This window comes from Thermaerobacter composti, assembly GCF_033582035.1.
Taxonomy (GTDB): domain Bacteria; phylum Bacillota; class Sulfobacillia; order Thermaerobacterales; family Thermaerobacteraceae; genus Thermaerobacter; species Thermaerobacter composti.
Window position 1 is genome coordinate 681,131 of the sequence record NZ_CP132508.1, and the last position, 25,018, is coordinate 706,148.

Consider the following 25,018-nt stretch of genomic DNA (forward strand, 5'->3'; position numbering starts at 1 on the left):
ACGTCCGGGCCCGGGGTTGGCCCGGGGAAACCGGTTCCGCGAGGAGGGGTGTGCGATGAAGCCATCCGCGAGGGGGCGGCTTCGTCCATCCGGGGCGGCCTCGCTGGCCTCGATGCTCATCGTGGCCCTCGCCGCCTTGGCCCTGGCCACCTTCGGGGCGGAGGGACGGGGTGCCACGGCCCGGCAGCGGGTCCGCACGGGCCTGGAGGTGCTGCTCGACCATCGGCTCGACCTCATCCGGGGAAAGCGGGTCGGCATCATCACGAATCCCACGGGGATCCTGCCGGACCTGCGCCACGGCGTGGACGCCCTGGCGGCGGCGGAGGGCGTCGAGCTGGTGGCGATCTTCGGCCCGGAGCACGGCTTTCGCGGCTCGGCCCAGGCCGGCGGGTCGGAGGGCAGCTACGTGGACGAGCGCACCGGCGTGCTCGTCTACGACCTCTACGGGAAGGACCGGGACGCCATCGCCCAGCTCTTCCGCCAGACCGGGGTGGACGCCGTGCTCTTCGACATCCAGGACGTGGGCACCCGCTACTACACCTACATCTGGACCATGGCCGACGCCCTGGAGGCCGCCGCGCTGACGGGGACGGAATTCATCGTCCTCGATCGGCCCAACCCCACGGGCGGCATCCGGGCGGAGGGACCGGTGCTGGACCCGGCCTACAGCAGCTTCGTCGGCCGCTATCCCATCGCCCAGCGCCACGGCATGACCGTGGGCGAGCTGGCCCTGATGTTCAACGAGGTGTTCGTCCCCGAGCGCACCGGCGGGCGCAGGGCGCGGCTCACGGTGGTCCCCATGCAGGGCTGGTTCCGCGACATGTACTTCGAGGAGACCGGTCTTCCGTGGGTCATGCCCTCGCCCAACATGCCCACGGTGGACACCGCCATGGTGTACATCGGCACCGGCCTCATCGAGGGCACCAACCTCTCCGAGGGCCGCGGCACCACCCGACCCTTCGAGCTGGTGGGCGCGCCCTACGTGGACTGGCGCCTCAGCCAGCGCCTCGACGGCCTGAACCTGCCCGGCGTGCGCTTCCGCGAGGCCTACTTCGCGCCGACCTTCAGCAAGTATGCGGGGCGGACCGTGGGCGGCATCCAGCTGTACGTCACCGACCGCGACCGGTTCGACCCGATCCGCACGGCCATCGCCATCATGGTGGAGGCGAAGCGGCTCTACGGCGACCGCTTCCAGTGGCGGTCGGACCTGTGGATCGATCGGCTGACGGGGTCGAGCTACGTGCGCACGGCCATCGATGCGGGCCGCGGCGTGGATGAGATCGTCGCCGGTTGGCAGCGGGATCTGGCGGCGTTCAACGCCCTCCGCGAGCGGTACCTTCTGTACCGTCTCCGCGGTGGCGGCCGCTTCCGGTGAGGGGGGAGTTACCATGCGTAAGCCGCGCGGAACGGTGGCCGTGCGAGTCCTGGCCCTGGCGCTCCTTCTGGCCGTGACCAGGACCGCGGCAGGCGGGGCCGTGGCGGCAGCGGCGGCTCCGCCCGTCCGGTCGTCCCCGACACCGCGGGAGCCGGGACCGTCGATGGAAGCCGAACGCGGCGGTGCAAGCAAGGCCGGCAGGGATGAAGGCAGGGCCGGGGCCGGGATCCCGCCGACCACGGCGGCGGACTGGTGGTCGCGCAACCCATCCCGGCTGCTGCAACCGGGGACGCCGGAGGACGCCGGCATGATCGGCGCCTACCTGGACCGGATCGACGGTGCCGTCCGCACCGGGATCGAGGCCGGCGTCTTCCCGGGGGCGGTGGTGTTGGTCGCGCGGCACGGCCGCATCGTGAAGCACCAGGCGTACGGCCATGCCCTGAAGTACGCCACGGACCGGGAGCCCCTCCCTCCGTCCGCCTGGCTGCCGATGCGGCCCGACACCGTGTTCGACCTGGCGTCGGTGACCAAGCTCGTCACGTCCATTGCCGTCATGCAATTGGCGGAACGCGCGCGGATCGACCTGGACGACCCCGTGGCGAAGTACGTGCCGGAGTTCGGTCTAGCAGGCAAGGATTTCGTGACAGTTCGGCAACTCCTGACCCATACGTCGGGCCTTCCGGCCTGGAAGCCGCTCTACACGTGGCCGGGGACGCCCGCCGACCGGTTGCGGGCTGTCCTGGAGACTCCGCTGACCGACCCTCCAGGCACCGTGTACCGTTACAGCGATCTGGGGATGATCGTCCTTGGCGTGCTCGTCGAGCGGGTCTCGGGGTTGCCGCTGGACCGTTACATCGCGGAACACATCACCGAGCCTCTGGGTATGAGGGACACGATGTTCAACCCACCCGCATCCTTGCGGGAACGCATCGCCGCCACGGAGTATCAGCCCTGGACGAACCGCAGCCTGGTTTGGGGTTCCGTGCACGACGAGAACGCCCATGCGCTGGGTGGGGTGGCCGGGCATGCCGGGCTGTTCTCCACAGCCCGGGATCTGGCTGTCTTGGCGCAGGCACTGCTGAACGGTGGGCGCTACGGCAACGCCCGGATCCTGAAGCCGCAAACGGTGAGCGCGATGATGGTCAACCAGCTGCCTGAGATGCTGGGGAACGATCACGGTCTCGGCTGGGAACTCAACCAAGGATGGTACATGGATGCCTTGGCATCACCATTCACCGCGGGACACACGGGGTACACCGGTACGTCCCTGGTTATCGACCCGCGCTCGGAGACGGTGGTCGTCCTGCTGACGAACCGCGTCCACCCGACGCGCAACGGAGGTAGCGTCAACCCCTGGCGACGCCAGGTGGCCCGTCTGGTGGCCCGATCGCTGCCGGTACGACCTTGGAGCGGCCAACGAGCTTGGTACGGCGGCATGGGTGACGGCGTTGAGCACACGCTACAGCGGACCATCCCGGTCGACGGCCCGGCTACGCTGCGATTCCACACCTGGTTCGATCTCGAGGAGGGCTTCGACTTCGGCTACGTGGAGATCTCGTTGGACGGGGGTCAGCACTGGGAACCCTTGCGCGGGCGGCTCAAGGTCCCGCCATCCACGGGGGCTGGGGCCATCGGCGGAGCCTCGGTTGCGGTGGAAGGCGTCCTGACCGGTTCCTCGGGTGGCCGGTGGCTGGAGGCGGAACTCGACCTCCCCCCTCGTGGGTTATAGTCCAAGCAGGTTTTGACTCCCGCCTTCGCCAAGTTTCGTCAGGGCCGGAGGAGGTCCACTGCCTCCTCGCCGTGCGACGGCCTTAGGCAGACCGACCCCTCCGGCACCTGGCGAATCCGCTGCTCAACGGTCGCTAGGGCGTCGTGCCGCGAGCACCGATTCCACGAGGGCACCGTGGGTGGCGGGGATCGCCCCACGCGGAGGTGGCATCATGTTGCACGTCGGAATCGACCAGGGCAGCCAGCATCACGACGTCTGCCTGGCGTCCGAGGGGCAGGCTCCTTCCTACCTCCGGGTCCCCAACGATGCCGACGGCCTGCAGGAACTGCTCGCCGCGATCCGGCGTCGAGAACCGGACCCAGCACAGGTGCACGTGGCTATCGAAGGCTCGGGGCAGGGGCTCTTCGTGGCAGCGCTCCTCGCCGCAGGCTTTCGGGTCTATCCCGTCAATCCCAAGGCGGTGGACCGCTACCGGGACCGCCTCTCCCCGGCCGGCAGCAAGGACGACCGCCGGGATGCCCTGGTCCTGGCCGAGATCCTCCGCACCGATCGCCATCGCCTTCAGCCCCTGCGGCTGGAGAGCGACACCCTGCGCCAGCTCCGGGTGGTCTACAGCCACCACCAGACCCTGGTGGAAGAACGCACGCGGCTTCTGAATCAGCTCACCGCCTCGTGGGTTATAGTCCAAGCAGGTTTTGACTCCCGCCTTCGCCAAGTTTCGTCAGGGCCGGAGGAGGTCCACTGCCTCCTCGCCGTGCGACGGCCTTAGGCAGACCGACCCCTCCGGCACCTGGCGAATCCGCTGCTCAACGGTCGCTAGGGCGTCGTGCCGCGAGCACCGATTCCACGAGGGCACCGTGGGTGGCGGGGATCGCCCCACGCGGAGGTGGCATCATGTTGCACGTCGGACTCGAGTTTGACACTTCGTGGTGCCATGCTGATCACATATTAGATCTCATCTGGGCGGAAATGGCTTATCGTACTTGTCGTGCCACGAAAGTCCGTGACCCTTATTAGAGTGCCACGCGAAGAATCACGTACCAACGCCACTTTTGGGCCTCGCTGTCAAACTCGAGTCGGAATCGACCAGGGCAGCCAGCATCACGACGTCTGCCTGGCGTCCGAGGGGCAGGCTCCTTCCTACCTCCGGGTCCCCAACGATGCCGACGGCCTGCAGGAACTGCTCGCCGCGATCCGGCGTCGAGAACCGGACCCAGCACAGGTGCACGTGGCTATCGAAGGCTCGGGGCAGGGGCTCTTCGTGGCAGCGCTCCTCGCCGCAGGCTTTCGGGTCTATCCCGTCAATCCCAAGGCGGTGGACCGCTACCGGGACCGCCTCTCCCCGGCCGGCAGCAAGGACGACCGCCGGGATGCCCTGGTCCTGGCCGAGATCCTCCGCACCGATCGCCATCGCCTTCAGCCCCTGCGGCTGGAGAGCGACACCCTGCGCCAGCTCCGGGTGGCCTACAGCCACCACCAGACCCTGGTGGAAGAACGCACGCGGCTTCTGAATCAGCTCACCGCCTGCCTGCGCGCTTACTACCCGCGGGCCCTGGAGCTGTTTGCGGACTTGGGCCGGCCCGTGGCCTGGACCTTCTTGCGCGCCTTCCCGACCCCGGCGCACTTCGCCCGCGCCCGCCGGTCCCGGATCGAGAAGCTGTTGCGTCAGCACCGCTACCCTGGAGTCGCCGCCAAGACGGCCGAACTGCTCGAGCTCGCGCGCAAGCCCCAGCTCCCGGCCGATCCGGCCACCGTGGCCCTGTGGGCACGTCGCATGCTCTTTCTGGTGGATCAGCTCGAAGCCGTCTGCCGCGAGCTCGAGGCCTGTCATGAGCAGCTGGAGACCCTGGTGCAGGCGCACCCGGACGGCGATTTGTTTCGCTCCATGAAAGGCATCGGCACGGTGCTGGCTGCCGGCATGATCACCGTCTTCGGGGAGGACCGCCAGGCGGTCCCCAGCGTCCGCCCGATCCAATGTCGGTCGGGGACAGCCCCCGTGACCGTTCGCAGTGGCAAGACCGTCCGAGTCCGTTTCCGCCACGCTTGCAACAAACAGGCTCGCAATACGGTGCAACTGCTGGCGCAGCAACTCGTTCTACACCACGACTGGGCCCGGGAGATTTATCAGACCCACCGCGACCGAGGGCGTCACCATCATGAAGCCTTGCGCATCGTGGCCCACCACGCCCTTCGGGTCCTTTTTGCGATGTGGCGAGATCGTCAGCCCTACGACCCCACCCGGTTCGAGGCGGCGCGTCGTCAGCGGCAACAGCCCAAGGCCGCGTAGCGCCCACGGGCACGTTCCTCAGCAGCCGCTTTGTCAAAGATCACATCCCCGACTACGGCGACTTGACCCTAGGGCGTCTGCCCGTGGATGGGTCACCCTTCGCTTCCGCTACGTCACGGACGCTTCGGTCAACGGGCGGGGCTGGTACGTGGACGAGGTCGTGGTCGTCGGGCAGACGGGGATGATCTGGCGGGACCGGGGGGACACGGAGGCAGGGTGGACGGCAAAGGGCTGGACGCTGAGCACCGACTGATGGGTTCTTCCGGAGTGACGGTCGGCCTGGCGGGCCGGCCGTTCCCCAGTCGCCAACCGAGGCGACGTCCACCGACGCGGCGGGAGCCGGAGGCCCCGCCGCGTATTGCGTCCCATTGCGGTCGATGGGGCCGGTTCCGCAGGCAGAACCGGGGCGCCGTGACGGATCACGGGTCGCTTCCCCGGATTCGGCGGCAGGAGGGAACGTGGTCAAGGTGGTATATACATTCTATCCAGTTCCCCGCCAGGCCATCGGGCAGGGTCGGGGGACCATCCTGTGAGGGGGTGCGTCCGCGTGGCCGAAGAACGAGCCATCGCGCAGACCATACTCGACGTCGTGGGGCGGGCGAACGTCCGGGCTGCCGAACACTGCATGACGCGGCTGCGGCTGGATCTGGCCGACGTGGAGTCCGTCGACCCCAACCGTCTCAAGAAGATCAGCGGCGTCAAGGGTGTGGTGCGGACTGGCAACCAGCTGCAGATCATCTTTGGTCCCGGTCTGGCCGAGCGCGTCACGGCGGCGGTGGCGGCCGAACTGCGGTCGGGAGGTGGGAGCGCGCCGCAGGCCAAGGTGGAGCCGTCCGAGGCGGGCGCCGAGACGCGCCCGGGCGGCGTGCGCAGCTTCCTCAAACGGATCGCCAACATCTTCCTTCCCTTGTTGCCTGCCATCATCGGCAGCGGTCTCATCATCGGTCTGACCAACTTCTTCGTCCGGATCGGCTGGATCACCGACCAGACCACCGTGGCGGGCGTCCCCGTACTAGCCGTTCTCCAGGTCCTGGGCGGCACCTTTCTAGCGTTCATGCACATCCTCGTGGGGATGAACGCAGCCCGGGAGTACGGTGGCCCTCCGGCCATCGGCGCCTTGGCCGGGATGCTCCTGATCGCGCCGAGCCTGCAGAACATCCCCAACATGGCGCCCGGCCGGGGTGGTATCATCGGCGCCCTGATCGCCGGCGCGTTCCTGGGGTGGTTGTACAAGACCGTCAATCGGCGGATGCCCGACACCATCAGCGTGATGGCGAGCCCGTTCATCACGGTGCTGGTGGGTGGCGCGGTAATCCTGTTCGTCGTACAGCCCGTCGGTTTTTACGCGTCCAACTGGATCGCCAACGGCGTGAAGGCCCTGCTGGACGTGGGCGGTCCGCTGGTGGGCGCCGTGCTGGCCGGGACCTTCTTGCCCATGGTCATGTTGGGGATCCACCAGGGAACGGTGCCGATCCACGTGGAGCTCATCAACTCCCTCGGCAACACCCCGTTGCTGCCCATCTTGGCCATGGCCGGCGCGGGCCAGGTGGGCGCGTCGTTGGCGGTCTACGTGAAGACGCGCAACCGCGAGTTGCGCCAGATCATCCTCAGCGCGCTGCCTGTGGGCATCCTGGGCATCGGCGAGCCGCTGATCTACGGCGTGACGCTGCCGCTGGGCCGGCCCTTCGTCGCCGCCTGCCTGGGCGGCGCAGTGGGCGGTGCCTTCATCGCCGTGACCAAGATCGGTGCGCTGGCTCTGGGGGTCTCCGGGGTGCTCCTGGCCTTCCTGGTGACCAATCCGGCGCTGTACCTGCTGGGGATCCTGATCTCGTATGCCGCCGGATTCGCCATCTCGTACGCCATGGGGTTCGACGAGAGCCTGGCGCAGAACAGCCAGACCTTCGCCTTTACCGCCGACTGACTGCGCGGAGGGCCGCGGGCTCCAACTGCGGGAAGCTCAACCAGTCCCTACCCACCGGTTGGTGTGGGGGTGCGCCGGACGACCCCGGCGGGCGTGGACCGGCTCGCCGGCGGACCCGACGGGGGTTGCCTGCCCGGTGGCGGGGACGGGTTGTAGCCGGCGAGCCCCCGCCCGTGCGGGACGGATGCCGGCCGCTGGGGTGGCCGGCATCCGTCCCGCTTCGGGGCTCAGCGGGCTTGCCCATCGGACCATGGTCGCGCGACGCGTTCCGTAAGCCGTGACGTCGACGGGACGTCGTGCGGGCGAGGAGGAGTGGACGTGAACAGCGGACAAGAGGGGAACAGGCCCCAGGGCGGTTCCGTGCCGTCCCACCGCGGAGTCACGGAGCGGGCGGACTCCGCCCCCACGAGCCGCCGGGTGGACCTGGCGCGGCTGGTGACCGAACAGCCCAACCCGGCCACGGCGACCCTGGACACTCTCGACGCCCGGGAGATCTGTCGGCTGATCAACGCCGAAGATCACAAGGTGGCTCCGGCCGTGGCACAGCAGCTGGACGCCATCGCCGTGGCCGTGGAGCGCATCGCGGAGGCCTTGCGGAAGGGGCACCGCCTGTTCTACGTGGGCGCAGGGACCAGCGGCCGGCTCGGCGTCCTGGATGCGGCCGAGTGCCCGCCTACTTTCGGGACGGACCCCGAGATGGTCCAGGGCATCATCGCCGGCGGTCCCGTGGCCCTGACACGCGCCGTCGAGGGTGCGGAAGACGACGCCGCGGCGGGCCGCCGCGACCTGGAAGCCCGCGGCGTGGGATCCGGCGACGTGGTGGTCGCCCTGTCGGCCAGCGGTCGAACACCCTACTGTCTCGGTGCCCTGGAGCTGGCCAAGGAAGTCGGCGCCTTCACCGTCGCCGTGACGTGCAACCCCGGCTCCGCCATGGGGGCTGTGGCGGACCTGGCCATCGAGGTGGTCGTGGGACCGGAGGTGCTGGCCGGTTCCACCCGGATGAAGGCCGGCACGGCGCAGAAGATGGTGCTCAACATGCTGAGCACCGCCGCCATGGTTCGCCTGGGCAAGTGCTACGGCAACCTGATGGTCGACGTCCGGCCGACCAACGAGAAGCTGGTGGAACGGGCGCGCCGCATCGTCATGCGGGTGGTGGGGTGCGACTACGAGACGGCCGCCGGACTCCTGGAACGGTCGGGAAACCAGGTAAAGGTGGCGATCGTCATGGGAGTCACGGGGTTGGATGCCGCCGCGGCGCGGCAGCGCCTCGAAGAGCACGGCGGATTCGTCCGGCGGGTGTTGGAAGCCGTTGGACCCTCCGACCGACGCTGACTCCGACCGCGCCAGGCTGTCGATGCGCAGGAGCCAACGCCGCCGATGGCGGTGGACGACGAGACGGGCTTCGACGTTGGCCTGGTCGGGCCATGCGCGGGTACCTTGGCCTTGTGAACGGGCGGGTGGGGGGGAAACCCGTTGATCCGGGGACCCGGTGGACGCGCGACGCTGTACGTCGAGATCATGGAGTACTTGCGGCGCCAGATTCGGGAAGGGCACCTGCGCCCGGGGGATCGCATCCCGTCGGAGCGGGAGTTGGCCGAACGGTTCGGCGCCAGCCGCATGACGGTGCGCCACGCCCTGGACCAGCTGGCCTGGGAAGGCGTGATCCGGCGGGAACAGGGGCGCGGCAGCTTCGTCGCCGAGCCGAAGATCCCGCTGGGTTTGCAGTTCCTCACCAGTTTCTCGGAAGACATGCGGCGTCGGGGGTTGGTGCCGTCGTCGCGCCTCATCTCCGTGGCGGTGGTCGAGGCCGAGGACGCCGTGGCCGAGCACCTGGGGTTGGCGGTGGACCGGCGAGTCACGTCCCTACGCCGGGTCCGGTACGCCAACGACGAGCCGCTGTCCATCGAGCACGTCCAGGTCCCATTTCGGCTCCTGCCCGACCTGGCCGACCACGTCCGGGCGCAATTTCGGGGCAACCGCGCCACCGCCTTCTCCCTGTACGAGCGGTTCGAGCGGATGGGCATCGTGCTGCAGCGAGCGCGCCAGACCATCGAAGCCGCCGTGGCCACGGTGGAGCACGCCCGGTGGTTGCACGTGCGGGAAGGGGCACCCTTACTGTTGCTCACCCGCGTCAGCTATGACACCACGGGCCGCCCGGTGGAGCTGGTCCGCTCGTGGTACCGAGGGGACCGCTACCGGTACGAGACCGAGCTGGTGAGGCCCGCTGCCACCACCCATGCGCTGCCCGCCGCGGCGGGGGACGAGCCGGCGGCGCAGTGACCCGCGGATGGGGTGACGCCCGGTCCCTTCGGGGGCCCCGAGGGTCGTTGGAGGGGGTGGAGGACGGATGGACCGGAGGACGGTCGCCGCCGGCGAACAAGTCCTCTGCAGCCGCCGCATCGTCGTGCCCGGTGGCGTCATCGACGGGTACGTCCGCATCGTCGGCGGGCGGATCGCGGAGGTGGGGAGGGGCGAGCCGCCCGCCGGGCCGCGGGGAAGGGAGACCCGCTTCGACCTGGGCGATGCGGTGCTCATGCCGGGCATGATCGATCTGCACATCCACGGACTGGGCGGCTGGGACACCTACGACCTGCGGCCGGAGGCGGCGCGGTCCCTGGGCCTCCTGCTGGCGGCCACCGGGACCACCGCCTACTGGCCGACGCTGGCCACGGCGGCGTGGAGCGACATGGAGGCGGCGTGCGCCTTCTGGGGGGCATTCATCCGGGAGGCCTGGGGCGGCCCGCTGCCCGCAGCGGGGCCGGTTCGTCCAGACACCGGGCGGGAGGCGGCCGCGGACGAACCGGCGGCGGCCGCGGCCCCGACGACGTCGGGTGCGGCCGCGGTCGCAACCCATCCCGCCCGGGCCGCCGGCGCGCGGCCGCTGGGCCTGCACCTGGAGGGGCCCTTCCTCAACCCCCGCAAGCCGGGCGCCATGCGCCCCGAGTGGATGGTGCCGCCCGATCCGGAACGGCTCGAGGTGCTGCTGGCGCAGGCGGCGGGGACCGTGCGGCGGGTCACCCTGGCACCGGAGCTGCCGGGAGCCCTCCAGCTGGTGCAGCGGCTGCGGGCCCTGGGCATCGTGGTGGCCGCCGGGCACAGCGAGGCCAGCTACGAGCAGGCGGAGGCGGCGCTGCGGGCCGGGGTGAGCCTGGGCAACCACGTCTTCAACGCCATGCCGGCGCTGCACCACCGCGACCCCGGCCTGGTCGGGGCGGTCATGGACCTCCCCTTCGACGCCGAGCTGATCGCTGACGGGGTGCACGTCCACCCGGTGGCCATGCGGATCCTCTGGCGGCTCAAGGGGACCGAGCGGCTGGCGGTGATCAGCGACGCGGTCGCGGCGGCGCTGCTGCCGCCGGGACGGTACGACCTGCGCGCCTTCGTGGCCGAGGTGCGGCCGGACGGGACCAGCCGGCTGCCCGACGGCACCCTGGCCGGGAGCACGGCCACCATGCTGCGGTGCCTCCAGGTCCTGGTGGAGCGGGTGGGCGTGCCGTGGCCGGAGGCCGCCCGCATGGTGGCCGCGGTGCCGGCCCGCATCGCGGGGGTGGGCGAGCGCAAGGGCGCCATCGTCCCGGGCTACGACGCCGACCTGTTCGCCCTGGACACCGGCGTGGACGGCGGGTGGCGGGTCGTGGCAACCTGGGTGGAAGGGGTGCCCGTCCACGGCCCCGAGCGGCCGCTGGCGGTGGACGCGCTGCTCAACACCACCCGCCGCGCGGACTGACGAGTCGCACCCCGTTGCGCCAGCACGACGACGAGGAGGCCCTGCCATGGCACCCCGCATCCGCATCGCCGATTCCTACGAAGCCATGAGTGCGGCGGCCGCCGAGGCCATCGCCCGCCGCCTGGCGGCGCGGCCGAGCCTGCGCCTGGCCCTGCCCACGGGACACACCCCGCTCGGCATGTACCGCCGCCTGGTGGAGATCACCCGGCGCGAGGCGCTCTCCTGGGGCCGGGCGCGGATCTTCCTGCTGGACGAGTATCTGGGGCTCGGTGCCGAGGATCCCCGCTCGTTCCGCCGGTACATGGAGGAGCACCTCCTGCGCCACCTGGATCCGGCGCCGGCCGTCGACGCCCTGGACGGGCGGGCCGCCGACCCGGCGGCCGAGTGCGCGCGCTACGAGGAGGCCCTCGCCCGGGAGGGGATCGACCTGGTGGTGCTGGGCATCGGCCGCAACGGCCACATCGGCTTCAACGAGCCGGGGTCGCCCTTCGACTCCCGCACCCGCGTGGTCACCCTGACGGCGGAGACGCGGCGCGCCAACGCCCGCGACTTCGGCGGCGACCCCGACGCCGTCCCGCCGCGGGCGCTGACGGTGGGCATCGCCACGATCCTGGAGGGAAGGGAGATCTTCGTCCTCGCCGCCGGGCAGGCCAAGGCGCCGGCGGTCGCCCGGGCCATCCACGGCCCCGTGGATCCCTCCCTGCCCGCGTCCGTCCTGCAGCGCCACCCCCAGGTCACCTGGTTCCTCGACCGGGAGGCCGCCCGCCTCCTGGACGGCGCGGGAACGGTCGCGGCGGCCGGCAGCGGCGCCCGCCCCATCCCAGGCGGCGACGGGGCCCGGCCGCCGGCCGGCGGGCCGCCCGATGGCGACCCGACGGCATCGGGGAGGGGACACCCCGCCCGCGCCGGAGGGACCGGCGCGGGCTCCGCCCCGCGCCGCCCGCGGCCGGTGCGGCCCACGCCGGCCGGCGAGCCCGGGGTGGACCGCCGTGGCTGAGGAACGGGCCGCCGCGGCCCGACCGACGGGCACCGGCCCGGCGGGGGACGCGGGCCGCCGCGGGGTGGACGGCGCGGGCAGGGCGGAAGGGGGTCCCGGCCGCGCCTACCGTCTGCTGGCCCTCGACCTCGACGGGACGGTCCTGACGCCGCAGGGGAGCGTCAGCCCGCGGGTGCGGCGGGCGGTGCGGCGGGCCCTCCGGGCCGGGATCCGCGTGACCCTGGCCACGGGTCGGGTGCTCCCCTCCGCGTGGGTGTACGCGCGCCTGCTGGGCCTGCGCGGGCCGCTGGTGGTCAGCGACGGTGCGGTCCTGGCCGAGGTGGGGGTCCGCGGTGCCCCCGCCGCCTCCGGTCCCGGGGCCCGGCCCCGCGGGCCCTGGCGCGTGCTGGACGTCCGGCCCTTCCCCCGCGACCTGGCGGCGGCGGTGGTGGACGATCTGCTGGCGGCGGGCTGCCCCGTGGTCGTGCAGTTCCCCGAGTTCCTGGCCAGCAGCCGGCGCCCGCCCGTGGGCACCCTGGTGCGATCCCTGGCGCTGCCGTCCCTGCGTCACTACTGGGTGCTGCGGCGGTACGCACGGGTCGTCCCCGGACCGCGGTTGGCCCGCTTCGTGGCGGCGGCCCCGCAGCCGCCGGTGAAGATCTCGGCGCTGGGGCCGGCCGACGCGTTGCGTCCCCTGGAGCACCGGATCCGGGACCGCTATGGGGAGCGGCTCCGCCTCACCCACTCCGGGCCGGGGAGCTTCGACCTGCTGCCGCCCGGGACCCACAAGGCCTCCGGACTGGCGCGGCTCGCGGCGCGGTTGGGACTGGCCCGCGAGCAGGTGGTGGCGGTGGGGGACAACGACAACGACTGCGAGATGCTGCGCTGGGCGGGCCTGGGGGTGGCGATGGGCAACGCGGCCCCGGAGGTGCAGCGCTGCGCCGACCGGGTCACGGCCCCCAACTGGCAGGACGGCGTGGCCCGGTTGATCGAAGAGGTGCTCCTCGGCGGCGGCTCCGCCGTCGCCGAGGACCCGACCCACCGGTGAGCGCACCGTCGGGGGCCGTTGGACTCGCGGGCCGACCGCCGCCCCGGGGTGGCGGCCCTGCGAGGCGACGCGGCGACCGCACGGTCCCCGGGAGGACGACCCCCACACAGGTCGAGGCGACGGGGGCCGCCACCGGGACGACCGCCGAAAGCGGTGGCCGCCGAAAGCGGTACAATGCGATCGGGGCCTCTCCACGGGGCCCCCATCCTGCGACGCCGGAGGCGTGTGGCTGTGGCCCAACCCCACTGGAGCCGCCAGCTGATCTTCACCCTGGCCGGCAACCCCGCCGTCACCCGCTTCGTCACCCACTACGGCATGCGCCTGGGCGCATCCCGCTTCGTGGCGGGCGAAGACCTGGACGCCGCCCTCGCCGTGGCGCGGCGGCTCAACCAGGAGGGCTTCCCGCTGGCCATCCAGTTCCTCGGCGAGCACGTGACCCGCCCCGAGGCGGCGGAGGCGGCTGTGGAGGAGTACCTGCGGCTGCTGGCCGCGCTGGAGGAACGCGGCATCGACGCGTACCTGTCGATCAAGCCCAGCCAGATGGGCCTCGCGGTGGACGAGGAGCTGGCCTACGCCAACTGCCGGCGCATCCTCGAGCGGACGGCGACGGTGGGCCGGTTCGTCCGCATCGAGATGGAGGACTCGCCGTACACCGAGAGGACCCTGCGGCTGTACCGCCGGCTGCGGCAGCGCTTCGACACCGGGCACGTGGGGATCGTCCTGCAGGCCTACCTCTACCGGTCGGCCCAGGACCTGGAGGCGCTGGCGGACCTCGAGCCCAACATCCGGTTCGTCAAGGGGGCGTACAACGAGCCGGCGTCGGTCGCCTACCCCAACAAGGCCGACGTGGACCGCAACTACCGGCAGCTCGTCCAGCGGCACCTGGAGCGGGGCCACTACGCGGCCATCGCCACCCACGACGACCGGCTGATCGAGGACCTGCTGGCGTTCATCGAGCGGCGCGGGATCCCCCGGGACCGGTTCGAGTTCCAGATGCTCTACGGGATCCGGCCGCAGCTGCAGCGGGCCATGCGGGATCGGGGCTACACGATGCGGGTGTACGTCCCCTACGGACGGGAGTGGTACGGCTACTTCGTGCGCCGGCTGGCGGAGCGGCCGGCCAACGTGGGGTTCGTCCTGCGGAACCTGCTGCGCGGCTGAGGATGCCGCCCCCTCGTGGGGCGGGCCGCCCGGGTCCCAGCGACGGCGCCGGGGAGTGGCGGGTGCGGACGAACCCGGCCCGGCCCCGGCCCGGGGCGGCGGGCCGCCGCCGGCCGCGCGGCGCCCTCATGATGCCCGGGTCGGTGGCGGCCTCGGGCGGCGCGCTGCCGGCGGCCGCGGTGGCCTCATGGGTGCCTGGATCGGTGCTGGCCCGAGGCGGCGGGCTGCCGCCGGCCGCCCGGCAATCTCACGGCGCCCCAGCCCGACGCCCCAGCTCGCGGCCCACGTCTTGCCAGCTCACGTCGCGCGCCACCAGGAGGACCGTCAGGTGGTAGAGCAGGTCGGCCACCTCCTCCACCAGCCGTTGCCGGGACTGGTGGCCGCCGGCCACCACCGCCTCCACCGCCTCCTCGCCGACCTTCTGGAGGATGCGCGCGAGACCGGCCTCGAACAGCCGGGTGGTGTAGGAGCCCGGCGGGCGCTCCTTCTGGCGCTGGCGCACCACCGCCTCGAGCGCACCGAGCCCGGCGAGACCGCCGGGTGCGCCATCGGCGCTCCCGCTCGCCATGACGCCGTTGGCGCCCGCCCCCGCACCGCGATGGGCGGCTGCGGTCGCACGGCCGTCGCCGCCGCCACCATTGGCGCCCGCAGCGTCCATGCCGCGATGGGCGGCTGTGGTCGCATGGCCGTCGCCACCGTTGGCGTCCGCAGCGTCCGAACCGCGGTGGGCGGCTGCAGCCGCCGTGCCGCCGTCGTCACCCGCATCCGCCCCATCGTCATCGCCGCCCCCATGCGCCGCGGCGCCATCGGCACCTGCGCCCGCCTCGCCGCCGGGACCGGGGGCGGGCTGCGGGGGGCCGGCGCGGCTTGCCCCGCTCAGGGGCGCGCCGTCGACGCCCCGGTGGAAGCAGGTCCGCTGGCCGGTGTGGCACGCAGGCCCTGCGGGGTCCACCCGGTACAGCACGGCGTCCCCGTCGCAGTCGATCCGCACCTCCTGCACCCGCAGCTCGTGGCCCGACGTCTCGCCCTTGCGCCAGAGCCGCCGGCGCGAGCGGCTGAAGAACCAGGCCCGCCCCTCGGCCAGGGTGCGGGCCAGGGCCTCCCGGTCGGCGTACGCCAGCATCAGCACGTCGCCCCGGCCCGCGTCCTGCACCACCACCGGGACCAGCCCGCGCTGGTCGAACCGGACCGCCGTCAGGGTGTGTCGCATCCGTCTCACCTGCCCCCATGGGCCTCTCGCAAACCGCCCCGCGCCGCCTGAGGGCCAGCGGACACCCCGCGGGGAGCCCGACCGGCCGCGGCGCCCCCTCGGCGCCGCGGCCGGGGAGGGCCGCCGCGGGCTGCCGGGCCGACGCCGTGCCGGCTCACGGGGCGGCCTCCGCGGGACCGGCCCCCGCCGGGGCGGCGGCGTCCGGCACGGGTCGCACCGGCACGCCCCTTGCCGCCAGCAGCGCCTTCACCTCGGCGATGCGCACCTGCCGCCAGTGGAAGATCGACGCCGCCAGGGCGGCGTCGGCACCGCCCCGGGTGAGCACCTCGGCGAAGTGCTCCGCCCGCCCGGCACCCCCGGAGGCGATGACGGGCACGTCCACCGCCGCCGCCACCGCCCGCGTCAGCTCCAGGTCGAACCCCGCCTGGGTTCCGTCGGCGTCGATGCTGGTGAGGAGGATCTCGCCGGCGCCGAGCGCCGCCACCCGTCGGGCCCAGGCGACGGCGTCGAGGCCCGTGGGGCGGCGACCGCCGTGGGTGAACACCGTCCAGCGGGGCGGCGGAGCCGGGCTGCCCGTCGCGCCGACCGCACCCTCGGCCGCCGCCGCCGGGGGTGCGACCGGCGCCGCCGCTCCGCCGGCGGCCGCCGGGTTCCTCCCCGCGTCGATGGCCACCACGATGCACTGCCGCCCGAAGCGCCGCGCCGCCTCGGTGACCAGCTGCGGCCGGGCGACGGCCGCGCTGTTGATCGCCACCTTGTCGGCGCCGGCCGCCAGAAGCCGCGCGATCTGGTCGCAGTCCCGGATCCCGCCGCCCACGGTGAGCGGGATGAACACCTCCGACGCCACCCGCCGCACCACCTCGACCAGCGTCTCGCGCCCCTGGACGGTGGCGCTGATGTCCAGGAAGACCAGCTCGTCGGCGCCCTCCCGGTCGTAGCGGCGGGCCAGCTCCACCGGATCGCCGGCGTCGCGCAGGCCGCGGAAGTGGACGCCCTTGACCACCCGGCCGCCGTCCACGTCGAGGCAGGGGATGATCCGCCGGGTCAGCACCGTCGGCCCTCCTCTCCGGACGAACCGGCCCCGTCCCGCCGATCCCGGCGCGCCTCCGGCCCTCCGCGTCCGGGCCGCGGGGCGGTGCGTCCCGGCGAGCGGGGCGGCGAATCGCCGCCGGGCGCCGGGGGTGCCGCGGTCGGCGCCGGGGCGGTCGTCTGCACCCGGGTCGGGGGCTTCGCGCCGGCCGGGTCCTGGGTCCGCGCCGGGTCCGCCGCCGTCGCCGCCTGCTCCACGGCCTGGCCGGTCGCCGCCTGCGCCCCCTCCGCGGCGGTCGCCGCCTGCGCTGGGGCCGGGGCTGCCGCCGTCCGCGCCCGGGCCGAGGGCCGCGGGCCGGTGGGGGGCGCCGCTCCCGACGCCACGGCCAGGGCCGTGGCGAGATCCAGGGTCCCCTCGTACAGGGCGCGGCCCGCGATGACGCCCCACAGGCCCGCCTCGCGCAGGCGCTCGATGTCCGCCGCGTCCCGCACCCCGCCGGCGGCGATCACGTGGAACCCCGCCGCCAGGAAGGGCCGGAAGACGGCGGGGTCGACCCCGGCCAGGGTGCCGTCGCGGCCGGTGTCGGTCACCACCAGGTGGGCCACGCCCGCCTCCCGCAGACGGGCCAGCAGGGGGGCCAGGGGGGCGTCGGCCGGCGCGGCACCGCCCCGTGGGGTGCCGGGGAGCGCCGGCTGTTCCACCTGGGCCACGGCGGTCCAGCCCTCCACCGCCGGCCGCCCATCCCGGAGGTCCAGGCTCACCAGCACCCTTCCGGGGTAGCGGCGGGCCACGTCGGCGACCTGCTCCGGGTTCCGGACGGCCGCGGTGCCGAGGATCACCGCCGCCACGCCCCCTTCCAGGTAGGCCGTGGCCGCCGCCGCATCGCGGATGCCGCCCCCCACCTGCACCGGGACGGGGACGGCGGCGGCGATGCGCAGGATCAGCTCGCGGTGGACGGGGCGGCCCGCCCGCGCCCCGTCCAGGTCGACCACGTGGAGCCGCGGGGCGCCGGCCGCCGCGAAGGCCTGCGCGACGGCGACGGGGTCGTCGGCGTAGACCGTCTCGCGGGCGTAGTCGCCCTGCCAGAGGCGGACCAGCCGGCCGCCCCGCAGGTCAAGGGCCGGGATCACAAGCACCGCACATCGCCCCGAAGTTCCGCAGGATCTTGAGGCCCACCGGACCGCTCTTCTCGGGGTGGAACTGGGTGCCGGCCACCGGGCCCCACTCGATGGCGGCGACGAAGGGGCCGCCGTAGTCGGCCAGAGCCACCAGGGGCCCCGCCGGTTCGTCCCCGTGGGCGGAGCCCTGGGCGGCCGCCCGGCCGGGGGCGTCGCCGCAGGCCCCGTCGGGGCGCGGCCGGGGGCGGGCCGGCGCGAGGGGCCACGGCACCCGATACGAGTGGACGAAGTAGGCGTAGAAGCCCTCGCCCAGCCCGGCCAGGAGGCGGCTCCCCGCCGGCACCGCGACCCGGTTCCACCCCATGTGGGGGACCTTCAGCGGGGCCGCCGCCCCGCTCCGTGCCGGCTGGGTCGCCCCCACCCCGGCCGGCTGAACCGGCCCGACGTCAGCCGGCTGGGCTGCCATGGCTTCCCCCGGCTGGCTCGCCCCGGCGCCTGCCGCCTGGACTGCCGTGGCTCCCCCCGGCTGGCTCGCCGCGGCGCCTGCCGCCTGGACTGCCGTGGCTCCCCGCGGCTGGCCCGGCCCGGCGCCGGCCGCCTGGGCTGGCCCGCCCCCTGGCGGCTCGGGCACGCCGGGATGCCCCTCGCCTGCCACCGGGCCGTCTCGCCTGCCGCCCGACCCCGCCGGCGCGGCATCGCCCTGCCCCGGCGGCGCGTGGCCCCCGCCGGCGGTCGCGTCGGGGCGGTCGGCTGCGCCCCCGTCCCCGGCGACCAGGGCGACGGGCCCCCTCCCGGGCTCCGGCGGCGACGCAACCGGCGTCCGGGGCGCGGAGGGCGCCGTTGCAGGCCCAGGGGCGAAGGGCTCCGCCCGGCCGGGGAAGAAGCCGAACCCCGGCCACTCGCCGTCTTCGCGGCTGCCCTCGAAGAGGAGCTGCATGCCGAGGCAGATGCCCAGCAGCGGCCGCCCGGCCGCCACCAGCCCCCGCAGCACGGGGACCAGGCCGGTCGCATCCAGCCGCCGCCAGGCGGGTCCGAAGGCCCCCACGCCGGGCAGGACGATCCCGGCCGCCCGGCCGAGTTCGTCCGGATCGCGGGTGAGGCGCACGGAGCAGCCGACTCGCTCCAGGGCCTTGCCCAGGCTGTGGACGTTGCCCGTGCCGTAGTCGACCATGGCCAGGTAGGGACGCGCCATGGCGGTCGGTGCCTCCTCGTCGCGATGGGTCGCCTCGGCGGGCCCGGCCGGGGGGCGATCCGCCGCGCCGGCGGACCCGCCGGGGGACGGGCGGCTTCTTGTTCGCCGTCCGAGGCCCCCCGCGCGGCCATCCGCACCCGGTCCGCGGCAGGCCGCGGCCGACGGGGCGGGGGACCCGGCGGCCGGCGGGCCTGGCGGCCGCGGCGGCCCCGCCAGGGCAGGCCGCTCCAGGGGACCTCTGGTGCGGAGCGGGCCCCGGGCGGGGCGGTGCGGCCGGGGCACGGAGTGGGCGACCGTCACTCCAGCACGCCCTTGGTGGAGAGCGGGCCGCCCGCCCGCGGCGCCAGCGCCTGGGCCATGGCGCGCCCCGCCGCCTTCCAGATCGCCTCCAGCCCGTGGTGGGCGTTGCGGCCCCGCAAGAGATCGACGTGCAGCGTGACGCGGGCCTCCACCGCCACCGCCCGCCAGAACTCCTCGGCCAGCTCGGTGTGGAAGGCGCCGAAGGCGCGGGGCGGGACCTCCACCGCCCACACCAGGAGGGGGCGGCCGCTGCAGTCCACCACCACCCGCGCCAGGGCCTCGTCCATCGGCACGTAGGCGGTGCCGAAGCGGGCCACGGTGCCGTAGTCGCCGGCCGCCTGCCGCAGGGCGCGGCCGAGGCAGATGCCCACGTCTTCCACCGTGTGGTGCCCGTCCACCTCCAGGTCGCCCCGCGCCACCACCTCGAGGCCGAAGCCGGCGTGGACGGACCAGGCGGCCAGCAGGTGGTCGAAGAAGGGGATGCCCGTCTCGATGCGGGCTGCCGGCACGGGCTCCGCGCCCTCGAGGTCGATCCGGCAGCGGACCGCCGTCTCCCGGGTCTCGCGCTGGACGTGGGCGCGGCGCCCGCTGGGGGCCGTCATGCGCCCCACCCCCGGCGGCTGGCTCCGGACGCATCCCGGCGGTTCTCTCCGGACGAACCGGCCGCCGGCCCCGGCCGGGCCGGTCCCTGGCCGGCCCGGGACGGCGCGGCGTCCCCGCCTCCCCGCACCGCGGCCAAGCCGTCGGCCAGGGCGGCCAGGAAGGCCTGGTTCTCCGCCTCCGTGCCCACGGTCACCCGCAGGTAGCCGGTCAGCGACGGCTCCCACGGGAAGGCCCGGACGGCGATCCCGCGGCGGGCCAGCGCCTCCGCCAGGGGCCGGGCGTCGGAGGCCGGCTCCACCCGGAAGAGCACGAAGTTACCGCGCGAGGGCAGCGGGTGGATGCCGGGGGAGCGGCTCAGCGCCTGCAGGAGCCGGTCGCGGCGGCTGCGGGTGGCCTCGGCCCGTCGCAGGAAGGCCTCCCGGTGGTCCAGGGCCACCCGCGCCGCCACCAGGGAGAAGATGTTGACGTTGTACGGCTGTAGCCACCGCCGCAGCCGGTCGGCCACGGCGGGCGCCGCCACGGCGTAGCCCACCCGCGCCCCCGCCAGGGCGAAGGCCTTGGAGAGGGTGCGCAGCACCACCAGCCGCGGCGGGTGCGGGCTGCGATCCGCCGGATCCCCCGCGGCGAGGTCGCCAGCCCGTGGCGCCGCCCCGGTCGCCGGCGCGGGACCGCCCGCCCCCGGACGGGCGGCGTCCCCCGCGTCTTCGGGGGGTGTCCCCGCGGAAGGGTCGTCGCCGGTGCCGGTGCCGGGGCCGACGGGGTCGGGCACGGCGGCCGGGGACCGGTGGCCGGAGGGGGAGGCCGCACCGCGCGCGGCGCAGACGGTCCGCGCCGGGGCGCGACGGGCGTCGAGGACGGATTCGCCGGCGAACTCCGCGTACGCCTCGTCCACCACGAGCCACACGTCGGGCCGCTGGAGGAGCCCCTCCACCACCTCCAGCTCGCAACAGAGGCCCGTGGGGTTGTTGGGCCGGCAGAGGAACACCAGCTTCTCCCCCGGCAAGGCGTCCAGGACCGGCTGCAGGTCGTCCAGCGTGACCGCCCGCTCGGGAGGGACCGGCACCGGCCGGTAGGGCACCCCCGCCGCCGCGGCCGCGGTGGCGTAGTAGCCGAAGGTGGGGGAGGGGGCGACGGCGGCGGTGCAGCGGGCGCCCAGGGTCCCCAGCACGGCCTGGACCAGCTCGTCGGAGCCGTTGCCGAGGACCACGGCCTCCTCGGCCGTCCCGACGTAGGCGGCGATGCGGGCGATCACCTCCCGGCGCAGGTCGCGGGCGGGATAGCGGTGGGGGGCGGACGTCCCGAGCACCCGCTCGAGTTCCGCCACCAGCGCCTGCCGGAGCGCGGGTGGCCAGGGCTCGGCCTCGTTGGCGTCCAGCTTGACGGGTGCGGGGCCGTCGGCCACGGCGTAACCAGGGGCAGGTGCGGCGGCGTCGCCCGGCGCCCGCCCCGCGGACGACGGGGCCGGCGGGTGGGGATCGGCGCCGGATCCAACTGCCTCCCGCAGCCGGATGCTGGCCGCGTGGGCCGGGAGGCCCTCCGCCTCGGCCAGGGTCCGGGCCGCCGGCGCCCAGGCCGCCACGCCGTCCGGGCTGCCGGCGAAGAAGGGGATGCATCGCACGAAGGCCTCGGGGCCCAGGGCGGTCTGATGCCGCGCCGCCCCGCCGGTGGGCAGCACGTGGTTCGTGCCCGCCGCGTAGTCGCCGGCCGCCACCGGCGCGAAGGGTCCGAGGAAGACGGCGCCCGCCGCCCGCACGCGCCCGAGCCACGCCTCGGGGTCGCGGACCTGGAGGCTGAGGTGCTCGGGCGCCAGCCGGTTGGCCAACTCCACGGCCTCCGCCAGGCTGGCCGTGGCCACCAGGAACCCGCGCTCGACGGCCGCGGCGGCCACGGCCGCGCGGGGCGTCGCCGCCAGCTGTCGCCGGAGCTCCTCGGCCACGGCGTCCAGCAGCGCCCCGTCGGGGCTGAGGCACCCCACCACCGCCAGCGGGTCGTGCTCAGCCTGGGCCAACAGGTCGGCCGCCACCCAGCGGGGGTCGGCGGCGTCGTCGGCCACGATCACGATCTCGCTGGGGCCCGCCAAGGCGTCGATCCCCACCCGGTGGGCCACCGCGGCCTTGGCCGCGGTCACGTAGGCGTTGCCCGGCCCGACGATCTTGTCCACCGCCGGCACCCTCTCCGTCCCGTAGGCCAGGGCGGCCACCGCCTGGGCACCGCCGGCGCGCACGACCCGGCGAACGCCAGCCAGCGCCGCCGCCGCCAGCACCACCGCGGGGATCGACCCGTCGGGTCGCGGCGGGGTGGCGAGCACGATCTCGCCCACCCCCACCAGCCGGGCGGGGATCGCCGTCATCAACACGGTGGAGGGGTAGGCCGCCCGCCCGCCGGGCACGTAGATCCCCACCCGGTCCAGGGGGCGCACCAGCCGGCCCAGTCGGTTGCCGGCCTCGTCGGTCCAGGCCACATCGCCCGGGACGAACCGGCGATGGTAGGCGGCGATGCGGGCCGCGGCCCGCTCCAGGGCCTCGCGCAGCGGCGCCGGCAGGGCCTCCAGCGCCCGGGCCGGCGCGTCGGGCGGGAGGACCAGTTCGTCCCGGGTGAGGTGGGGGGCGTCGAACCGCCGGGTGTACTCCAGCAGGGCCTCGTCGCCGCGGCGGCGGACGTCGTCGACGATGGCCTCCGCCGCCGCCCGGATCTCGGGGGAGAAGGGCTCGCGGCGATCCAGCCCGGCGAGCAGCTGGCTGGGCGTCAGCCGGCGCATGCCCGTTCGCCTCCTCGGCCGGCGCCCTGGCGGGCGGCCGCCTCCAGCCGCTCGACCAGCGGCAGCACCGCCTCCTCCCGCAGCCGCAGGCTCGCCTCGTTGGCGATCAGCCGCGCCGTGCTGGGGAAGAGCACCTCGTACTCCACCAGCCCGTGGGTGCGCAGGGTGCGACCCGTGGCCACCAGGTCGACGATGACGTCGGCCAGCCCGGCCAGGGGGGCCAGTTCGACGGATCCGGCCAAGGGGATGACCTCGACCTCGACCGGGCCGCCGCCCAGGGCCCGGCGCGCGCAGCGGGGGTACTTGGTGGCGACGCGCAGCCTTCCCGGCTGGTGCCGGCGCCACGGCCACGTCGCAGCGCCTGCCGCCGGCCCCGCCACCGCCATGCGGCAGGCTCCGACCCCCAGGTCGGCCAGCTCGACGGCCGCCGGGGCATCGAGCCAGCCGGGGGGTGTCGGGCCGGCCATCTCCTCCAGCACGTCCTTGCCGGTGATGCCCAGGTCGGCGCCGCCGAAGGCCACGTAGCTCCACACGTCGCCGGGCCGCACCAGCAAGAGCCGGACGCCGGCGTCGGCGTCGTCCAGCAGCAGCGCCGGCGGCTCCTCCCCGGTGGCGAGGGGGCGGGCGGCGGCGATGCCGGCCCGGACGCAGAGGTCCGCCACCTCCGGCAGCATGCGCCCCTTGGGGAGCGCCAGGGTCAAGGGGCGGGGGGTCGGGATGCGGGTTGGAACCTCCACCACCATCGCTCCTTTGCAGGGTTGCGGGCCGGGGGGGTGCAGGGTCGCCGCCGGGGCCGGCCCCTGGCCGGCCTCACGCGCTGGGGGGCTCGCCCGCCGGCCACGCCATGCGCAGGACGCGGCGGGTTCCGTCGAGCCACAGGAGCCGCAGGCACCCCAGGCGACGGGCGGCGGCTGCCGCCTGCTCCTCGCCGGCCAAGCCCGCCATCACCACCGCGGAGGCCCCCTGGGCGCGGAGCCTTCGGGCCTCCTCCCACAGGCGGGCCGTCACGGCCCAGCGGGCGTCCTCCGCACCGGCCCCCGCGGAGGGGGCCGGCCCCGCCACCAGGTAGTCGATGGGCGCGCCGGCGCCCCCGGCCGCGGGAGGGGGGCCGCTTTCGTCCCCGGTGGAGGTGGACCGGCCGACGGTGCCGTCCCAGGCGGCCTGTGGCCCCGACCCGCCGGCCCGCGTCGCTCCGCCGTGGGCGGCACCGCCCCGCGCCCGGGTCGGGCTAGGCCCGATCGCCGGTGCGACGGCATCCCGCAGCTCGCGCGCTGCAGGGCCGGGGTCCGGGTCCGGGGTCCCGGCGGCGCCCCCCCGTTCCCCGACCGCCGCCCCCATGGCGACGACCGCGTGCGGGTCGGCCGCCGCCTCCATCGCCGTCGCCTCGGCCACGGCCTCGACGTCGAAGGCCAGCCCCACCGCCGGCCCCTGGCCACCGAAACGGGCCAGCAGCCCGTCGTACCGGCCGCCGGCGGCGATGCGCCGCCGGCCCGCGAAGACCTCGACCACCAGGCCGGTGTAGTACTGCAGGTCGCGGACGAGACCGGGCTCCACCCGGATGCGGGCCACCTGCTTCGACCCGAAGAGCCGGCCGACGGCCTCCAGCGTCGCGGCAAGGCCTGCGGCCGCCTCGCCGTCCAGCTCCGCCAGCCATTCCCGCGCGGCATCGGGGGGGAGGCTTCGGACCAGCACCGGGTACAGGCGGGCGGTGGCCGCGGCGCCCAGGGTCGCCTCCAGCTCCCTGCGCAGCGCCACCCGGTCCCGGCGGACCAGGGCGGCGAGGATCGCCCCCGCCGCCGTGCCATCCACGCCGTGCGAGGCCAGCACCGCCTGCAGCACGCCGACGTGCCCCACCGTCACCCGGACGGAGGTGGCGGGGCCGTCGGGCGACGTCCCTCCCAGCCCCAGCCCGTCCAGCGCATCCAGGACCAGGCCCAAAAGTTCCACGTCCCCCGCGGGGGCGGGGAGACCCAGGAGCTCGACGCCGGCCTGGGTGACCGCGTGGAAGCGGCCGTCCCGCGGATCCCGGCGGTAGACGGCGTCGATGTAGGACAGGCGCCACGGATCGGGACCGCGGAAGCGTGGGGCTGCCCAGCGGGCGACGGCGAGGGTGTGGTCCGGCCGCAGCGCCAGGACCCGGCCGGACGGATCGACGAACCGGCACAGCGCCGTCTCCGGGAACACCTCCAGCAGAGGGGGGCCGGCCTCTTCCCAGAGCGGCGTCCGTACCCGGCGGTACCCCCAGCGGGCGAACAGGGTGGCCAGCCGGTGGCGGACCGCCTCTTCCCGGTCGAGGGCGACGACGGGGCCGGATCCCCACGCGGGGGATCCCACGGACGTGGCGTGCAAGCTCATGGCGAACATCCCCGCTCCCACCCCGGTGACCGTTCCTCCGATGCTTCATTTCTTTAGCACATTAACACGTTAAAGAGATCCTGCCAACCCGCCGCCGCGTCCGACGGCGCGATGCGGGACGGTTCACAGGACCCCGAAGACCCCCTCCGCCGGAGACGGACCCGGACGGGCCGGAAGACGCCGCGGCGAAGACGGCTGGGGTGGAAACGGTTGGGCAAGGCGCCTCCG

The 25,018-nt window shown here is 74.6% G+C and carries 19 protein-coding genes; 11 read left to right on the plus strand and 8 right to left on the minus strand.

Features of this window, described 5'->3' with window-relative positions:
* The first annotated feature begins 55 nt into the window (after positions 1-55).
* From Q5761_RS02750 to Q5761_RS02800, 11 genes are all read left to right on the plus strand, one after another.
* Positions 56-1,375, plus strand: a complete 1,320-nt coding sequence (locus Q5761_RS02750) for a DUF1343 domain-containing protein (protein WP_318751112.1) — start codon at positions 56-58, stop codon at positions 1,373-1,375.
* Positions 1,376-1,388: 13 nt separating this feature from the next.
* Positions 1,389-3,104: a serine hydrolase domain-containing protein gene (locus Q5761_RS02755; protein ID WP_318751113.1), complete on the plus strand. Its 1,716-nt coding sequence runs from the start codon at positions 1,389-1,391 to the stop codon at positions 3,102-3,104.
* A gap of 211 nt (positions 3,105-3,315) precedes the next feature.
* Positions 3,316-3,873: an IS110 family transposase gene (locus Q5761_RS02760; RefSeq protein WP_318751114.1), complete on the plus strand. Its 558-nt coding sequence runs from the start codon at positions 3,316-3,318 to the stop codon at positions 3,871-3,873.
* Between the two features lie 249 nt (positions 3,874-4,122).
* Positions 4,123-5,391 carry an IS110 family transposase gene (locus Q5761_RS02765; RefSeq protein WP_318751115.1) on the plus strand — a complete coding sequence of 423 codons (1,269 nt, stop codon included), beginning with the start codon at positions 4,123-4,125 and terminating at the stop codon, positions 5,389-5,391.
* Between the two features lie 547 nt (positions 5,392-5,938).
* The gene (locus Q5761_RS02770; RefSeq protein ID WP_318751116.1) at positions 5,939-7,312 is read left to right on the plus strand and encodes a PTS transporter subunit EIIC; all 1,374 of its coding nucleotides are present in this window, start codon (positions 5,939-5,941) and stop codon (positions 7,310-7,312) included.
* Between the two features lie 417 nt (positions 7,313-7,729).
* Positions 7,730-8,644, plus strand: coding sequence for an N-acetylmuramic acid 6-phosphate etherase (gene murQ / locus Q5761_RS02775; RefSeq protein ID WP_135226000.1), 915 nt, complete (start codon positions 7,730-7,732; stop codon positions 8,642-8,644).
* 141 nt (positions 8,645-8,785) lie between these two features.
* A complete protein-coding gene (locus Q5761_RS02780; protein WP_243123200.1) occupies positions 8,786-9,592 on the plus strand; it encodes a GntR family transcriptional regulator in 807 nt (268 codons plus the stop codon).
* 67 nt (positions 9,593-9,659) lie between these two features.
* Positions 9,660-11,039, plus strand: coding sequence for an N-acetylglucosamine-6-phosphate deacetylase (nagA, locus tag Q5761_RS02785; protein WP_135225026.1), 1,380 nt, complete (start codon positions 9,660-9,662; stop codon positions 11,037-11,039).
* Positions 11,040-11,085: 46 nt separating this feature from the next.
* Positions 11,086-12,036: a glucosamine-6-phosphate deaminase gene (locus tag Q5761_RS02790; protein WP_243123201.1), complete on the plus strand. Its 951-nt coding sequence runs from the start codon at positions 11,086-11,088 to the stop codon at positions 12,034-12,036.
* Positions 12,029-13,063: an HAD family hydrolase gene (locus Q5761_RS02795; protein WP_135225027.1), complete on the plus strand. Its 1,035-nt coding sequence runs from the start codon at positions 12,029-12,031 to the stop codon at positions 13,061-13,063. The genes Q5761_RS02790 and Q5761_RS02795 overlap by 8 nt, the downstream gene beginning before the upstream one ends.
* Positions 13,064-13,294: 231 nt before the next feature.
* Positions 13,295-14,224: a proline dehydrogenase family protein gene (locus Q5761_RS02800; RefSeq protein ID WP_135226002.1), complete on the plus strand. Its 930-nt coding sequence runs from the start codon at positions 13,295-13,297 to the stop codon at positions 14,222-14,224.
* A gap of 247 nt (positions 14,225-14,471) precedes the next feature.
* Here Q5761_RS02800 and hisI read toward each other — a convergent pair whose 3' ends face one another.
* From hisI to Q5761_RS02840, 8 genes are all read right to left on the minus strand, one after another.
* Positions 14,472-15,434, minus strand: coding sequence for a phosphoribosyl-AMP cyclohydrolase (gene hisI / locus Q5761_RS02805; protein ID WP_135225028.1), 963 nt, complete (start codon positions 15,432-15,434; stop codon positions 14,472-14,474).
* Between the two features lie 154 nt (positions 15,435-15,588).
* On the minus strand, positions 15,589-16,485 hold the full coding sequence (gene hisF, locus Q5761_RS02810) for an imidazole glycerol phosphate synthase subunit HisF (RefSeq protein WP_318751118.1): 897 nt from the start codon (positions 16,483-16,485) through the stop codon (positions 15,589-15,591).
* A complete protein-coding gene (locus Q5761_RS02815) occupies positions 16,479-17,600 on the minus strand; it encodes a HisA/HisF-related TIM barrel protein (RefSeq protein WP_318751119.1) in 1,122 nt (373 codons plus the stop codon). Before Q5761_RS02815 ends, hisF begins: the two co-directional genes overlap by 7 nt.
* Complete coding sequence (locus Q5761_RS02820; RefSeq protein ID WP_318751120.1) at positions 17,578-18,774, minus strand: glutamine amidotransferase-related protein; 1,197 nt, start codon at positions 18,772-18,774, stop codon at positions 17,578-17,580. Before Q5761_RS02820 ends, Q5761_RS02815 begins: the two co-directional genes overlap by 23 nt.
* A 296-nt stretch (positions 18,775-19,070) precedes the next feature.
* Positions 19,071-19,676 (minus strand): imidazoleglycerol-phosphate dehydratase HisB, encoded by a 606-nt coding sequence (gene hisB, locus Q5761_RS02825; RefSeq protein WP_135225031.1) that lies wholly within the window; start codon positions 19,674-19,676, stop codon positions 19,071-19,073.
* Positions 19,673-22,435: a histidinol dehydrogenase gene (hisD, locus tag Q5761_RS02830; protein ID WP_318751121.1), complete on the minus strand. Its 2,763-nt coding sequence runs from the start codon at positions 22,433-22,435 to the stop codon at positions 19,673-19,675. The genes hisB and hisD overlap by 4 nt, the downstream gene beginning before the upstream one ends.
* A complete protein-coding gene (hisG, locus tag Q5761_RS02835) occupies positions 22,423-23,178 on the minus strand; it encodes an ATP phosphoribosyltransferase (RefSeq protein WP_413084558.1) in 756 nt (251 codons plus the stop codon). Before hisG ends, hisD begins: the two co-directional genes overlap by 13 nt.
* A 67-nt stretch (positions 23,179-23,245) precedes the next feature.
* Complete coding sequence (locus Q5761_RS02840) at positions 23,246-24,799, minus strand: ATP phosphoribosyltransferase regulatory subunit (RefSeq protein WP_318751123.1); 1,554 nt, start codon at positions 24,797-24,799, stop codon at positions 23,246-23,248.
* Positions 24,800-25,018 lie beyond the last annotated feature (219 nt).

Bases quoted from the DNA above. Each gene is read 5' to 3' on its own strand.
- Q5761_RS02790 (WP_243123201.1), top strand. From the start codon at position 11,086: ATGGCACCCCGCATCCGCATCGCCGATTCCTACGAAGCCATGAGTGCG.
- Q5761_RS02820 (WP_318751120.1), bottom strand. From the start codon at position 18,774: ATGGCGCGTCCCTACCTGGCCATGGTCGACTACGGCACGGGCAACGTC.
- hisG (WP_413084558.1), bottom strand. From the start codon at position 23,178: ATGGTGGTGGAGGTTCCAACCCGCATCCCGACCCCCCGCCCCTTGACC.
- hisB (WP_135225031.1), bottom strand. From the start codon at position 19,676: ATGACGGCCCCCAGCGGGCGCCGCGCCCACGTCCAGCGCGAGACCCGG.
- Q5761_RS02750 (WP_318751112.1), top strand. From the start codon at position 56: ATGAAGCCATCCGCGAGGGGGCGGCTTCGTCCATCCGGGGCGGCCTCG.
- hisD (WP_318751121.1), bottom strand. From the start codon at position 22,435: ATGCGCCGGCTGACGCCCAGCCAGCTGCTCGCCGGGCTGGATCGCCGC.
- Q5761_RS02760 (WP_318751114.1), top strand. From the start codon at position 3,316: ATGTTGCACGTCGGAATCGACCAGGGCAGCCAGCATCACGACGTCTGC.
- Q5761_RS02755 (WP_318751113.1), top strand. From the start codon at position 1,389: ATGCGTAAGCCGCGCGGAACGGTGGCCGTGCGAGTCCTGGCCCTGGCG.
- hisI (WP_135225028.1), bottom strand. From the start codon at position 15,434: ATGCGACACACCCTGACGGCGGTCCGGTTCGACCAGCGCGGGCTGGTC.
- Q5761_RS02840 (WP_318751123.1), bottom strand. From the start codon at position 24,799: ATGTTCGCCATGAGCTTGCACGCCACGTCCGTGGGATCCCCCGCGTGG.
- nagA (WP_135225026.1), top strand. From the start codon at position 9,660: ATGGACCGGAGGACGGTCGCCGCCGGCGAACAAGTCCTCTGCAGCCGC.